At 63.4% G+C, this 12,600-nt stretch carries 13 protein-coding genes; 5 read left to right on the top strand and 8 right to left on the bottom strand.

Features of this window, described 5'->3' with window-relative positions:
- Window positions 1-123: 123 nt before the first annotated feature.
- From VSX77_RS06240 to VSX77_RS06225, 4 genes are all read right to left on the bottom strand, one after another.
- The gene (locus tag VSX77_RS06240) at window positions 124-522 is read right to left on the bottom strand and encodes a hypothetical protein (RefSeq protein ID WP_338426786.1); all 399 of its coding nucleotides are present in this window, start codon (window positions 520-522) and stop codon (window positions 124-126) included.
- Between the two features lie 80 nt (window positions 523-602).
- A complete protein-coding gene (locus VSX77_RS06235; RefSeq protein ID WP_338426785.1) occupies window positions 603-1,820 on the bottom strand; it encodes a hypothetical protein in 1,218 nt (405 codons plus the stop codon).
- A gap of 216 nt (window positions 1,821-2,036) precedes the next feature.
- On the bottom strand, window positions 2,037-3,479 hold the full coding sequence (gene tldD, locus VSX77_RS06230) for a metalloprotease TldD (protein WP_338427228.1): 1,443 nt from the start codon (window positions 3,477-3,479) through the stop codon (window positions 2,037-2,039).
- 51 nt (window positions 3,480-3,530) lie between these two features.
- The gene (locus tag VSX77_RS06225; protein WP_338426784.1) at window positions 3,531-3,734 is read right to left on the bottom strand and encodes a zinc-finger domain-containing protein; all 204 of its coding nucleotides are present in this window, start codon (window positions 3,732-3,734) and stop codon (window positions 3,531-3,533) included.
- Between the two features lie 180 nt (window positions 3,735-3,914).
- On the opposite strand from VSX77_RS06225, the gene VSX77_RS06220 reads away from it, so the two are divergent.
- From VSX77_RS06220 to nadB, 3 genes are read left to right on the top strand one after another with little or no spacing between them, the layout of a single operon-like run.
- Window positions 3,915-4,838 carry an ABC transporter ATP-binding protein gene (locus VSX77_RS06220; RefSeq protein ID WP_338426783.1) on the top strand — a complete coding sequence of 308 codons (924 nt, stop codon included), beginning with the start codon at window positions 3,915-3,917 and terminating at the stop codon, window positions 4,836-4,838.
- On the top strand, window positions 4,831-5,286 hold the full coding sequence (locus VSX77_RS06215; protein WP_338426782.1) for an endonuclease domain-containing protein: 456 nt from the start codon (window positions 4,831-4,833) through the stop codon (window positions 5,284-5,286). Before VSX77_RS06220 ends, VSX77_RS06215 begins: the two co-directional genes overlap by 8 nt.
- Window positions 5,283-6,875, top strand: coding sequence for an L-aspartate oxidase (gene nadB, locus VSX77_RS06210; RefSeq protein WP_338426781.1), 1,593 nt, complete (start codon window positions 5,283-5,285; stop codon window positions 6,873-6,875). The genes VSX77_RS06215 and nadB overlap by 4 nt, the downstream gene beginning before the upstream one ends.
- On the opposite strand, the gene VSX77_RS06205 is transcribed toward nadB, so the two are convergent.
- Both VSX77_RS06205 and VSX77_RS06200 read right to left on the bottom strand, forming a co-directional pair.
- Window positions 6,872-7,117 carry a GlsB/YeaQ/YmgE family stress response membrane protein gene (locus VSX77_RS06205; RefSeq protein WP_338426780.1) on the bottom strand — a complete coding sequence of 82 codons (246 nt, stop codon included), beginning with the start codon at window positions 7,115-7,117 and terminating at the stop codon, window positions 6,872-6,874. The two genes, nadB and VSX77_RS06205, sit on opposite strands and share 4 nt — an antisense overlap.
- Window positions 7,114-8,316 (bottom strand): M20 metallopeptidase family protein, encoded by a 1,203-nt coding sequence (locus tag VSX77_RS06200; protein WP_338426779.1) that lies wholly within the window; start codon window positions 8,314-8,316, stop codon window positions 7,114-7,116. Before VSX77_RS06200 ends, VSX77_RS06205 begins: the two co-directional genes overlap by 4 nt.
- A 151-nt stretch (window positions 8,317-8,467) precedes the next feature.
- Here VSX77_RS06200 and VSX77_RS06195 point away from each other — a divergent pair, with 151 nt between their 5' ends.
- Entirely contained in the window at window positions 8,468-9,370 is a 903-nt protein-coding gene (locus tag VSX77_RS06195; RefSeq protein WP_338426778.1) for a DNA adenine methylase, read from the top strand.
- Here the strand turns inward: VSX77_RS06195 and VSX77_RS06190 are convergent.
- Both VSX77_RS06190 and VSX77_RS06185 read right to left on the bottom strand, forming a co-directional pair.
- Window positions 9,332-10,063, bottom strand: coding sequence for a hypothetical protein (locus VSX77_RS06190; protein WP_338426777.1), 732 nt, complete (start codon window positions 10,061-10,063; stop codon window positions 9,332-9,334). The two genes, VSX77_RS06195 and VSX77_RS06190, sit on opposite strands and share 39 nt — an antisense overlap.
- Before the next feature lie 4 nt (window positions 10,064-10,067).
- Window positions 10,068-11,243, bottom strand: coding sequence for an acyl-CoA dehydrogenase family protein (locus VSX77_RS06185; RefSeq protein ID WP_338426776.1), 1,176 nt, complete (start codon window positions 11,241-11,243; stop codon window positions 10,068-10,070).
- Between the two features lie 97 nt (window positions 11,244-11,340).
- On the opposite strand from VSX77_RS06185, the gene VSX77_RS06180 reads away from it, so the two are divergent.
- Window positions 11,341-12,600 carry a dipeptidase gene (locus VSX77_RS06180; protein ID WP_338426775.1) on the top strand — a complete coding sequence of 420 codons (1,260 nt, stop codon included), beginning with the start codon at window positions 11,341-11,343 and terminating at the stop codon, window positions 12,598-12,600.

The following is a 12,600-nucleotide window of genomic DNA, read 5'->3' as shown; positions in this document are numbered from 1 at the left end:
CTTGCGTCATCCCGGCGCAGGCCGGAATCTTACCATTACGTCAAACCGCAACGGCGAGATCCCGGCCTGCGCCGGGATGACGAGCTTAGTTGAGGTGGCTTTGGGCGCAACCCGCGCCTGAGCTTATTCTGCCTTGACCAGCTTATAGGGAACGAAATCGCCGAGCGAGACAAAACCCGCATATGTCCGGCTGCTGCTGTCGCGCAGTTCGACCGTATCGATACTGCACAATTGATTGCCCGTCGTCTTGGTGACGAGAATATCGTCGTCGTCGAGCGATTCGGCGCCATTTTTGGGGCGGTTGACCCAGAGTGTGCTGCCGATGCGATAGACGATCGCGGTTTTGTCGACGATTTGCGAGCTGGTGACGCTCGACAGCATGATGCAATTTTGCGGCTCGCCTGCAACGCGGCCTTCAAGCAGCTTGGCGAGCTTGGCTTCGGGGTCGCGCTTTTCGGCGGCAGCGGCGGGGGTTGCCGCGAATGCGGCGGCGGCGATCAGCGCCGGGAACAGATGACGCATGGTTCGACTCCTGTCTTCAGTCATGGCCCTACCGCCGACCCGCCTACCCCAATTGGTGTGAACGGGCGCTGACCGCGCGGTCAGCACGCCCCGTCGGGCAGCGGGATGCCGAGCGGCCCCTTGCACTTCTTTTTCTTCGGCTTTTCGGCAGGTGCGTCGCCGCCGCCGCTCATCCCGCCCATGCCGCCGAAATCGGCGCCGATCATCAGCATGGTGTGTGAGCGGAAGCGGACCTTCGCCGTCCAGTCGATGTTCCACACCGCATTGCCCGCGGGCTTGGGCGGATAGGAGAAGTTTGCCTCGGGACCGAAAGCGTTGAGATTGCCAATCATCGTTTCGCCCGACGCCTTTTTGACCTCGGCGGGAATCTGGCAGCTTGTCTGCGCGGGCGGCATGACGATCTTCTTGGCGATCAGATTTGCCACGACCGACGGAGGAAGCCAGTCCCACAGGCCGCCGCCGAACTCCTTCGACGCGCTGCTCGTCCACCAGACGATGTCGCCAAGATCATTCTTGCCGCTGCCATTGCCCATCCCGCCGATCGTCCAGGCGACATACCCTGTTGCGCCGGGCACCGAATTCCAGCGGACCATCACCGACTGATCGCCTTGGATCGCGGTCGACGCCGAGAGGCCCTGCATATAATCCTGCGCAAGCGTGAAATTGATGTCGGGTCCGATATTGCTGGCGACCCGGTGCGCGCCGAGCAAGGACGAGCCCGACCCCGGCTGCTTGCCGCCCTTGCTATTGGGCCAGTCGATATAGGATTTGCTGTTCGCTTTGCTGACTTCGCGGATCACCGGCACCGCGCTCGAAAACAAATTTGGCGGGATCTGCCCGGCGGCGACCTTGGCGAAATCGATGACCACCGGCTGACCGGGTCCGGCCTTGGCGCCGCATCCCCAATAAAGGAGCAGGCGGCCCTTGGGGCGTTCGAACGGTGTGGTGCCGGGCTCTTCCTTGCCCTGTTCAAAGGTCAGCGGGACCGATTTGCCCATCTTCGCCTGCGGCAGGAAGAAATGATCGCCCTTGGGCGGCGGCGCGGCCGGCGACTGGTTCGAGCCGAGGCGGAGGAGTAGCTGGTGCGCAACGCGGCTGCTGGGGTCACCCCCGAAAGCCATGCTCATCGCGCCGCCCAGGCCGCCCCTGCCGCTGCTCATCGCGGCAAAGCCGGACATCGTCGCGACGTCCATTTCATAGCGTTCCTTGGGGCCGCTGGTCCTTTGCGCCGACCCTGGAACGGCGGCGAGCATCGCGGCGATGGTGACGACGGAAACGAAACGCAAACTCGAACGCATGCAGACCTCCCTGTTGCGGGGATGCTCCCGCGGATGATGCGACCGAAAGCTGTTCTTGTTTGACTCTGCTATATGCGCGGATTGGGCGAACGCCAAGTGAGGGCGGTCACACACTCGTCATTGCGAGCGAAGCGAAGCAATCTCCAGCCATCGCCGTCCGCAAGTCCGGTAGCTGGAGATTGCTTCGTCGCTGCGCTCCTCGCAATGACGCGGTTGTCAGGCCGTCCCGCCCACGGTCAGCCCGCTCACCAGCAAGGTCGGCTGGCCGACGCCCGCGGGGACGCTTTGCCCCGCCTTGCCGCAGACGCCGATGCCCTCGTCGATCGCCATGTCGTTGCCGATGCCGGTGACCTTGGTGAGCACGCTCGGCCCGTCGCCGATCAGCGTCGCACCCTTGATCGAGTCGCCCAGCCTGCCGTTCTCGATCTTGTAGGCTTCGGTACAGCTGAAAACGAACTTGCCCGACACGATGTCGACCTGTCCGCCGCCGAAGCTCTTGGCAAAAATGCCGTTCTTGACCCGCGACAGCAGCTCGGCCGGATCGTCATTGCCGCCGCGCATGAAGGTGTTGGTCATTCGCGGCATCGGCGCGTGCGCAAAGCTTTCGCGGCGCCCGTTGCCGGTGGGTTCGACCCCCATCAGCCGCGCGTTGAGGCGGTCCTGCATATAGCCTTTCAGAATGCCGTCCTCGATCAGCACGGTCTCGCCGGTCGGGGTGCCTTCGTCGTCGATGCTCAGCGAACCGCGGCGGCCGCCGCCGACGGGGCTTTCCATCGCGCCGTCATCGACGACGGTGACGCCGGGGGCCGCCACACGCTCGCCGATACGGCCCGAAAAGGCGCTGGTACCCTTGCGGTTGAAATCGCCTTCGAGGCCGTGGCCGACGGCTTCGTGGAGCAGCACGCCGGGCCAGCCGGGGCCGAGCAGCACCGTGAACTCGCCAGCGGGCGCGTCCACCGCGCGCAAATTGACGAGCGCTTGGCTCAGCGCCTCGTCGATCGCGCGGTTCCACTGCGCCTCCTCGAACAGATGATCGTACATGTACCGGCCGCCGAGGCCGAAATAACCGCTTTCGCGCCGGCCATTCTCCTCGACCACGATCGAGACGTTGAGGCGGACGAGCGGGCGGATATCGGTTGCAAGGAAGCCGTCGGCGCGGACGATCTCTACCACCGACCAGCTGCCCGCGAGCGCGACTGACACCTGCACGACGCGCGGATCGCGCGCGCGCGCGGCAGCGTCGACCTTCTGGCACAAATCGACCTTCTTCGCGAAGGGGATCAGGTCGAGCGGGTTCGCCTCATCGTAAAGATGGCGGTTGGTGCGCGGCGGCGGGCCCGCGGGGGTCTGGCTCGCGGGATCGAGCAAAGCGAGCGTCTCGGCGGCGCGGCGGATCGCCCCCGCGCTGATGTCACTGGCGTGCGCGAAGCCCGTCATCTCGCCCGACACGGCGCGCAGGCCGAAACCCGCGTCAGTCGAATAATCGGCGGTCTTGAGGCGTCCGTCGTCGAACCCGAAGCTCTCGGTCGCGCGATATTGCAGGTAAAGCTCGCCATCGTCGGCCTTGGCCAAGGCCTCGCGCGCAAGCTTTTGCGCCAGATCGGGGTCGAGCGCGTCGGCGCGATAGAGGAAGCGGCGGGGGTCGGTAGGACTGGTCATTGCGCCGATATAGGGGCGCGGCGCCATGGGTGCAAAGGCTGTTCGTTCGGGCTATGCCTTATCGGCAACCCCGCCGATCAGGATGAAGCGGCGGTCGCAATAGCCGCAGTCGACAAAGCCGGCGTCGGGATCGATTTCGAGCCAGACGCGCGGATGGCCGAGCGCCGCATCGGCGAGTCCGTCGCCGGTGCCGTCGCAGGCGATACGCGTCTTGGGCGTGCGGATGGTTTCGGGGGCGGGTGCGGGCTGGGTCATCGGCCGCGCCCATAGCAAGCGTGCGAAGGCTCGGCAATCGGCTGCGTGCATGGGGCGCCGGGTCGCGACCGCGCCGGATCGATATTGACCAGCCGGCGAGTTTCCAATTTGGCGCTCATGCAATGCTCCTCCAGAAATCGCGGCTTTCGCATGGGATAACACGCGGCTATGGAAGCGGCCATGACCGAAGCCGCGATCCGCATCGACGCCGTCTCCAAACTCTATGCCGGCGGCAAGCAGGCGCTCGACAATGTCAGTTTCGACGTGCCGCGGGGCGAGATTTTCGGGCTGCTCGGCCCCAATGGTGCGGGCAAGTCGACGCTGATCAACATTCTGGCAGGCCTCGTCAACAAGACGAGCGGTCATGCGAGTATCTGGGGCTTCGATATCGACGCCGATCCCCGGAACGCCAAATATTCGATCGGCATCGTGCCGCAGGAAATCGTTTTCGATCCCTTTTTCACCCCGTTCGAGACGCTGGAGAATCAGGCGGGGCTCTATGGCGTGCCCAAGGCGAAGCGCATTTCGGACGAGCTGCTTGCCGCGGTGCACCTCTCGGACAAGCGCGACGCCTATGCCCGCACCTTGTCGGGCGGCATGAAAAGGCGCCTGCTCGTGGCGAAGGCGATGGTGCATTCGCCGCCGATCATCGTCCTCGACGAACCCACCGCGGGGGTCGACATCGAACTGCGCCAGCAGCTTTGGGACTATGTGCAGTCGCTGAACGACCGCGGCGTAACCGTGGTGCTGACGACGCATTATCTGGAAGAAGCCGAGGAGCTGTGCGACCGGATTGCGATCATCAACCACGGCCGGCTGATCGCGAACAAGCCGACGCGCGAACTGGTTGACATGGCGCGCGAGAAGATCGTCGTCGTGACGCTAGACGCCGATCTTTCCACGCTGCCCGCGCACCCCGCCTTCGACAAGGTCGAGCGCGAGGGCGAACGGGGGCTCGCGATTCATTACAACAAGGATCGCACCAATGCGGGCGAGGTGCTCGCCGCGGTGAACGCAATGGGGCATGGCATCGTTGACGTTTCGACGCGCGAGGCTGATCTGGAGGATGTGTTCCTCAACCTGACGCGCGCGGCGAATGGGTGAAGAAAACGCCGACGCTTCTTCTCCCCTCCCGCAAGCGGGAGGGGTCGGGGGTGGGCCTGTCCGCAAGTTCCGCCCACGCGAGACGCTCAATGCCCAGCGACTTCGCCGCGAGGCCACGCCGCCCGAGCGAACGCTGTGGCGCGCCATCTCAAAGCGTCAGCTCGAAGGCTGGAAATTCAGTCGCCAGATGCCAATCGGTCCTTACGTGGCTGACTTTTTGTGCCGCGAGGCGAAACTTGTCATTGAACTCGACGGCATTTCACACGACGCCCAGCAAGAGGAAGACCGCCGAAGGGATGGCTATCTGCGCGCCCAAGGCTATTGGACGCTACGTTTTTCCAACGCCGATGTGATGTCCGATCTGGAAGGTGTGTTGATGACGATAGTGGCGGCGCTGAATTCAGGCCCACCCCCAGCCCCTCCCGCCTGCGGGAGGGGAGAGGCATGACCGACACGACGTCCACCCCCCACGACGTCATCGTCATCGGCTCGGGCGCCGCGGGTCTGACCGCGGCGATCGCGCTCGCCGGGCATTGCCGCGTGCTCGTGCTCGCAAAGGGCGAACTGACGGGCGGATCGACGGCGTGGGCGCAGGGCGGGATCGCCGCGGTGCTCGACGCGGGCGACACGTTCGAAAATCATATCGAGGACACGATGGTCGCGGGTGCAGGTCTCAACCGGCGCGAGACGGTCGAGTTTGTGGTCGAAAATGCGCCCGCCTCGATCGAACGGCTCGTCGAAATGGGCGTTCCGTTCAACAAAGATGCCGAAGCGCTCCATCTGACGCGCGAGGGCGGGCATTCGCACCGCCGCATCGTCCATGTCGACGACGCAACCGGCTGGGCGGTGCAGGCGGCGCTATTGAAGACCGCGGAGGCGCATCCGAACATCACGTTGCTGCCCGGGCAGGCGTGCATCGACCTGATCACCGGCCGACACGAGGAACGCTATTCGGGGTCGGGCCGCGTGTGGGGCGTCTATGCGCTCGACGAGGCGAGCGGCGAGGTCCGCGCGCATGTCGGCCGCGCGACGATTCTCGCGAGCGGCGGCGCGGGGCGCGTCTATCAATTCTCGACCGCGCCGCGCGGCGCGACCGGCGACGGCATCGCGATGGCGTGGCGCGCGGGATGCCGCGTCAGCAACATGGAAATGATGCAGTTCCACCCGACCTGCCTGTTCAATCTCGAGGTCAAGAATTTCCTGATTACCGAGGCGGTGCGCGGCGAGGGGGGGATATTGAAGCATCCCGAAACCGGGCATCGTTATATGCCCGATTACGACCCGCGCGCCGAACTCGCGCCGCGCGACGTGGTGGCGCGCGCCAACGACGACCAGATCAAGCGCTACGGGCTCGACTATGTCCACCTCGACATCAGCCATCAGGACCCCGATTTCGTCGCGGGGCATTTCCCGAACATCTATGACAAGCTGCTCGGCCTCGGCATCGACATGACGAAGCAGCCGATCCCGGTGGTGCCGGCGCAGCATTATACCTGCGGCGGGGTGCTGATCGACCTGGCCGGGCGTACCGACCTGCCGGGGCTGTACGCGGCGGGGGAATGTACCGAAAGCGGACTGCACGGCGCCAATCGCCTCGCGTCGAACAGCCTGCTCGAATGTTTCGTGTTCGGCGAGGCAGCAGCGAAGGACATTATCGCGCGCTGGGACCAGCTTGAACCGCCGCCCGCGATCCGCGCCTGGGACGAAAGCCGCGTCACGGACTCCGACGAGGAGGTGGTCATCAAACAGAACTGGACCGAAATCCGCCGCTTCATGTGGAATTATGTCGGCATCGTACGCACCACCAAGCGCCTCGAGCGCGCGCAGCACCGTATCCAGATGATGACCGGCGAGGTCGAGGATTATTACGGCCACTTCCGCGTCACGACCGACCTCATCGAGCTCAGGAACCTGCTGCAATGCGCCGACCTGATCGTGAAGAGCGCGCTCCACCGCAAGGAAAGCCGCGGGCTGCATTATACGCTCGATTATCCGGATATGCTGCCGGAGGCGGTCGATACGGTGCTGGTCCCCTAACCGCCGACGCCGAGCAGGCGCCCGATAAAAATCAGCACGATCGCGCCGATCACCGAGGCGAGGCAGCCCGCGCGGCTGAAGTCGCCGCGGCCGCGCGATGTTGCGAGGCCGGCGAGGAGCGAGCCGCCGATGCCGAGCAGGATCGTCGCGATCCAGCCCATCTGCACCGCGCCGGGATAGAAGAAGCGCGCGAGAGCGCCGATGATGAGACCCGAGACGATCGCGCCGATGATGTTGATCATGTGCCGAACCCCTCGTTCAAAAATCGCTCGGCGAGCGCCGCGTGCAGCGCCGCGCCGCGCGCCATGACCTTTTCGTCGAGGACCATGCGGTTCGAGTGCAGCCCGCAGCATTGGCGCCAGTCGCTGCCTTGTTCGCTCGCGCCGAGCCAGAACATCGCGCCGGGGACTTTTTCGAGGACGTAGGAGAAATCCTCGGCGCCCATCACCGGATTGTCCATCGTCAGCCAGGCTTCTTCGCCAAACACATCCTCGACGACGCGCTGGCCAAAGGCGGCGGCGCGGCTGTCGCAGATGGTGACGGGGAAGCCCTCCTCGATATGCACCTCGGCGGTGCAGCCGTGCGCTTCGGCGATCGCGGGGGCGAGGCGTTTCAGCTCGCGCGCAACCATTGCGCGGCGTTCGGGCGACAGGGTGCGGATCGTGCCGAGCATTTCGGCGGTCTCGGGGATGATATTGTTCGTCGTGCCCGCGGCGATCTTCGCAATCGTGACTACCGCGGGGTCGAACACCGAAATGCGGCGCGTTACCATCGTCTGGATCGCGGTGACGATCGCGCAGGCGACGGGGATGGGGTCGACCGCATCATGCGGCATCGAGGCATGGCCGCCCGCGCCTTTGACGGTGATCGACAGGACGTCGGACGAAGCGAGCAGCGGCCCCGCGCGCCCGGCAAAAATGCCGTGCGGCGCGTTGGGCATGATATGGAGCGCAAAGGCGGCGTCGGGCAGCGGATCGATGATCCCGTCGTCAAGCATGAAGCGCGCGCCATGATGGCCTTCTTCGCCGGGCTGGAACATGAACATCACGGTGCCGGGCAGGCGGTCCCGCGCGGCGCACAGCAGCTTCGCCGCGCCGACGAGCATCGCGACATGCGTGTCATGTCCGCAGGCGTGCATCGCGCCGGTGGTTTCGGAGGTGAAGTCGAGCCCGGTATCCTCGACCAGCGGCAGCGCATCCATATCGCCGCGCAGCAGCACGGTGCGCCCGTTGGCGGGACCGCGCAGAATCGCGACCAGCCCGGTCGTCGATGGCCCCTCGCGAAATTCGAGCGGCAGGCCGGCGAGCGCCTCCTTGATCTTCGCGAGCGTCTTCGGGTTGTGAAGTCCCAATTCGGGCTCGCGATGAATCGCGCGGCGGAGATCGACGAGATCGTCGAGGAGGCTTTCGGCCTCGGCGGGGAAGGAGGTGGAGGTATTCATGATTATACTCGCGATATGAAGATTCCGATCAGCAAAGCAGACAAAGCTCCGTCCGGCAAGCAGGCGGCAGGTGTCGAGACCACTTGCTCCGAATTGGTTGGAGTTTCCTCCAGAATGTTGCGGGTTTTTACGTTCCTGCTATGGTCTCATGATGACAATTGCTCGGGTTCCTCATCCCATACCATATCAAGGCAGCAAAAGGGGTCTCGCTCCGACAATCGGCAACTATGTTCCCCACGATATTGATGTCTGGTTTGAACCGTTCGCGGGTTCGGCGGCGATGTCTTTGTGGGCCGCGCGAGTGCGTCAACCGAAGAAATTCGTTATCGCCGACTCTTTGGTTCCGATGGCAAGCTTGTGGCGACAGATTATTTCCGATCCCGACACTGTCGCCGATCAATATGAGAAGATATGGCGGGGGCAGCTTGATCAAGAGCTAGATTATTTTAACAGAATACGAGATCGTTTTAATCAGTACAATGATCCAGTTGACTTGCTGTATCTGACATGTAGGTGTGTAAAAAATGCCATACGATTTAATCGTCGAGGATCTTTCACGCAATCTGTCGATAAGCGGCGTATGGGCATGAAACCTGACAAAATGCGCCGCGAATTGCACGGTGCATCTTTTCTGTTGCGTGACCGAACTGAGGTTCGAGAAGGCGATTGGTTGTTAACAACTGCAGACGCTGCTCCTGCGGATTATGTTTATATGGATCCACCCTATCTTGGAACGTCCCAGGGGCGTGATAAACGCTACGCAGAATGGATGTCGCAAGAGCGTTTGATAGCCGGTCTAAGGGAATTTCGTTCGAGAAACCTTCGGTTCGGACTATCCTATGATGGGCAAAGCGGGGAGCGAACCTACGGTCCGCCGTTGCCCGAGGATTTGAGGCTAACTCGCTTGCTCCTGCACGCCGGTCGCTCTTCGCAAGCAACATTGAACGGAAAACGTGCGGAAACTTTCGAAAGCCTCTATCTGTCCCACGGCATCGGGATGGGTGCCGAAAGCTTCTCAGCGCCCGCTTCGGCGCGTGACCTCATTGCGGCCTAAGCGTTTCAGCAGTTGCTCGATCGGTAGGCCCTCACGTACGGATTGTTCGGCTAGAAGATCATATTCGGCAACTTCATCACCGTGCCAGATGATATCCACCCGCCGTTCGTCTCGCATGGCGATATGGTCGTAGTCGGTCGGATAGGCCCAAAAACAACGGCGGCAAATATCTGGGCTCTTGGTTTCCAGGAAATTCGGGCATTGTTCGCAAGACCATGATTTTGCGCGTTGAGATTTTGCATCGAGAAGCATGTAAGAATCGACATCATCGACGCTCAAACTAGCGTCTCCACCGACACGGTAAGGAATCCGATGATCAATTTGCAATGCTCTAGCCGGATGTTCGGCCATGGTGATTTCGTCGCGAGAACCATATTTCGCAATCAGTCGCGTTTTGAATGATTTTGAAAAGTTCGTGCGGCCAATCTGTCCTTGACGAATATCCTCGGCCGAACCGAAGCGATATGAAGCCATCCTTCTGCCGTCCGGCCCGCGCACCATTTCCTTAATCACCGGGAACCCGAGATCCTTGACGTCACCAATAGCACGCGGCGGGTGATTGTATCCTAACAGGTTCAGGTCATGCGTAGTGGCTGATCCTCTTTCAAGCATCAATCGAATGGCTTTGGCGGCTCGACTGTTCGGCGATTTGGCGAGATAGGAGCGCGCAAGCTCTATGATTTGTACGTCCATGTGGCTAATCTTTCTTCCCGAATAACTGCCGTCCCGCGAGGTCGAGCATGATTTCCTCGCTGCCTCCCCCAATGGCATTGACGCGGACCTCGCGGTAGATGCGTTCGACCTTGCTGCCGGTGATATAGGATGCGCCGCCGAGTATCTGCGCCGCCTCACGCGCGACTGCCTCCAGCATCCGCGTTGCCTGCACTTTCAGCATCGCGAAGTCGGCGGGGCGGTCCTTAGCCTCCTTCACCTGCCAGGCGCAGAGGTCGACCCACGCCTGCGTCGCTTCGATCTGGCGTTCCATATCGGCGAGCTTGATGCGGATCGACTGGTGACCGACGAGCGGACGCCCGAACGTTTCGCGGTTCTGCGCCCACTCGGCCGCTTCGGCCATCGCGACGCGGGCATAGGCGCAGCAGCCCATGGCCATGCCGAGCCGTTCGCTGTTGAAATTGCGCATGATGCCGATGAAGCCGCCGTTCTCTGGCCCGATCAGGTTCGCGGCAGGAACATGAACGTCGCTGAAGTGGATCGCGGCGGTGTCGCTGCACCGCCAGCCCATCTTGTCGAGCCTTGTCCGTTCGACGCCGGGCGAGTCCATGTCGATCAGCAGCAGCGAGATGCCGCCCGCGCCCGGCCCGCCGGTGCGCACCGCGCACGTCAGCCAGTCGGCGCGCATCCCGCTGGTGATGAACATCTTGCCGCCATTGACGATATAGTCATCGCCATCCCTGACCGCGGTCGTCCTGAGGTTGGCGACGTCGCTGCCGCCGCTCGCTTCGGTGATGCCGAGCGCGATGATTTTCTCGCCCGCGAGCACCGGCGGGGCGACGCGCTGCTTCATCGCGTCGGAGCCGAGCGCAAGGATCGGCGGCAGACCGATGCCGTGCGTCATCAGCGATGCGCCCAGCCCGCCCGCGCCGACCGCGGCAAGCTCTTCGGTGACGACAAGGCCGTGAAAAATGTCGAAGCCGTCCGAATGCCCGCCATATTCTTCGGGGTGGCGAAGGCCGAGGATGCCCGCCTCGGCGGCCTTTTTGTGCAGCTCGCGTGGCAGTTCGCCCTTGGCTTCCCAGCGGTCGATATGCGGTGCCACCTCGCGCTCGACGAAACGGCGGACGCTCGCGGCCAGTGCCTCGTGCGTTTCATCATAATAGGGCGAGCGGGCGCGCCAGTCGTCGAACGCTGTCATGCGACGGATGCTGCGCGGGGGTGACGTAAACGTCAAGTGTGGTGTCCGAAGCGAGCAGGGCTTGCGTCGCGCAAACAAGCGGTTAGGGTCGCGCGCCATGAACACAGCCTCCCTGCTCGCCGGCCTAGCCGCTCTCGCCCTTGTTTCCACTCCCGCCGTCGCCCAGACCTCGCCCGAGGCGGTCGCCGAGGCCGCGCTCAAGAAGGCGCCGGTGTTCGACGGGCATAATGACGTGCCCTGGGCGCTGCGTGCGCGCGTCGACAATGTCATCAACGGGTTCGATTTCGTCGATACGACCGATACAGCGACCGAGGACCGTATCGCGATGCACACCGATCTTACCCGGCTGCGCCGCGGGCATGTCGGCGCGCAATTCTGGTCGGTCTATGTCCCGTCGAACAGCAACGAGCCGCAGGCGGTGCAGCAGACGATCGAACAGATCGACGTGATGAAGCGGCTGGTCGCGCGTTACCCGGCCGAGCTGATGCTTGCCGACAATTCGGCTCAGCTTGAAAAAGCGATGAAGGCGGGCAAGGTCGCCGGGATGCTGGGGATCGAGGGCGGTCAGTCGATCGGGTCGAGCCTGGCGGTGCTGCGCGAAATGTACGGCATGGGTGTGCGGTACATGACGCTGACCCACGGCAAGAATGTGCCGTGGGCCGACAGCGCGACCGACGCGCCGCAGCACGACGGCCTCACCGATTTCGGGCGCCAGGTGGTGCAGGAGATGAACCGCATCGGCATGATCGTCGACCTGAGCCACGTAAGCGAGGCGACGATGCAGGATGCGCTCGCGGCGTCGAAGGCGCCGGTGATGTTCAGCCATTCGGGCGTTCGCGCGGTGAACGATCATCCGCGCAACGTGCCCGACAGTGTCCTGCCCGCGGTCAAGGCGAACGGTGGGATCGTCATGGTCGTGTTCCTGCCCGGCTTCCTCGATGCCGATGTCCGGGCGCACGGCCTCCGCCGCACCGCCGAAGGGGCGCGGCTGAATGCCATGTATCCCGGCGATCCGGCCGCCGCGGCGGCGGCGCTCAAGGCGTGGGATAGCGCGAACGTGGCGCCCAAGACGCAGATCGCCAAGGTCGCCGACCATATCGATCATCTGAAACGCACGATCGGCGTCGATCATATCGGGCTGGGCGGCGATTATGACGGAATGGATTCGGCGCCTGTGGGCATGGAGGATGTCGCGGGTTATCCGGCGCTGTTCGTCGAGCTGGCGCGGCGCGGCTATTCGCAGGCCGAGCTGCAAAAGATCGCGAGCGGCAACATGCTGCGCGTGCTGAAGGCGGTCGAGGCCTATGCGGCGAGCCAGAAGGGGCAGCCGCCGGTCGAGACGCCGGTCGCCAAATAA

It is taken from the genome of Sphingopyxis sp. TUF1 (assembly GCF_036687315.1).
In the GTDB taxonomy this organism is placed as follows: Bacteria; Pseudomonadota; Alphaproteobacteria; order Sphingomonadales; family Sphingomonadaceae; genus Sphingopyxis; species Sphingopyxis kveilinensis.
Note: the sequence above shows the minus strand (reverse complement) of the source record. Positions and strands in the feature narration are given on the sequence as shown.

What these genes read in the sequence shown, in the direction of transcription:
- VSX77_RS06220 (WP_338426783.1), top strand. Translation starts at nt 3,915, where the DNA reads ATGACCGAAGCCGCGATCCGCATCGACGCCGTCTCCAAACTCTATGCC.
- VSX77_RS06235 (WP_338426785.1), bottom strand. Translation starts at nt 1,820, where the DNA reads ATGCGTTCGAGTTTGCGTTTCGTTTCCGTCGTCACCATCGCCGCGATG.
- VSX77_RS06200 (WP_338426779.1), bottom strand. Translation starts at nt 8,316, where the DNA reads ATGAATACCTCCACCTCCTTCCCCGCCGAGGCCGAAAGCCTCCTCGAC.
- VSX77_RS06190 (WP_338426777.1), bottom strand. Translation starts at nt 10,063, where the DNA reads ATGGACGTACAAATCATAGAGCTTGCGCGCTCCTATCTCGCCAAATCG.
- VSX77_RS06225 (WP_338426784.1), bottom strand. Translation starts at nt 3,734, where the DNA reads ATGACCCAGCCCGCACCCGCCCCCGAAACCATCCGCACGCCCAAGACG.
- VSX77_RS06205 (WP_338426780.1), bottom strand. Translation starts at nt 7,117, where the DNA reads ATGATCAACATCATCGGCGCGATCGTCTCGGGTCTCATCATCGGCGCT.
- VSX77_RS06180 (WP_338426775.1), top strand. Translation starts at nt 11,341, where the DNA reads ATGAACACAGCCTCCCTGCTCGCCGGCCTAGCCGCTCTCGCCCTTGTT.
- VSX77_RS06215 (WP_338426782.1), top strand. Translation starts at nt 4,831, where the DNA reads ATGGGTGAAGAAAACGCCGACGCTTCTTCTCCCCTCCCGCAAGCGGGA.
- nadB (WP_338426781.1), top strand. Translation starts at nt 5,283, where the DNA reads ATGACCGACACGACGTCCACCCCCCACGACGTCATCGTCATCGGCTCG.
- VSX77_RS06195 (WP_338426778.1), top strand. Translation starts at nt 8,468, where the DNA reads ATGACAATTGCTCGGGTTCCTCATCCCATACCATATCAAGGCAGCAAA.
- tldD (WP_338427228.1), bottom strand. Translation starts at nt 3,479, where the DNA reads ATGACCAGTCCTACCGACCCCCGCCGCTTCCTCTATCGCGCCGACGCG.
- VSX77_RS06240 (WP_338426786.1), bottom strand. Translation starts at nt 522, where the DNA reads ATGCGTCATCTGTTCCCGGCGCTGATCGCCGCCGCCGCATTCGCGGCA.
- VSX77_RS06185 (WP_338426776.1), bottom strand. Translation starts at nt 11,243, where the DNA reads ATGACAGCGTTCGACGACTGGCGCGCCCGCTCGCCCTATTATGATGAA.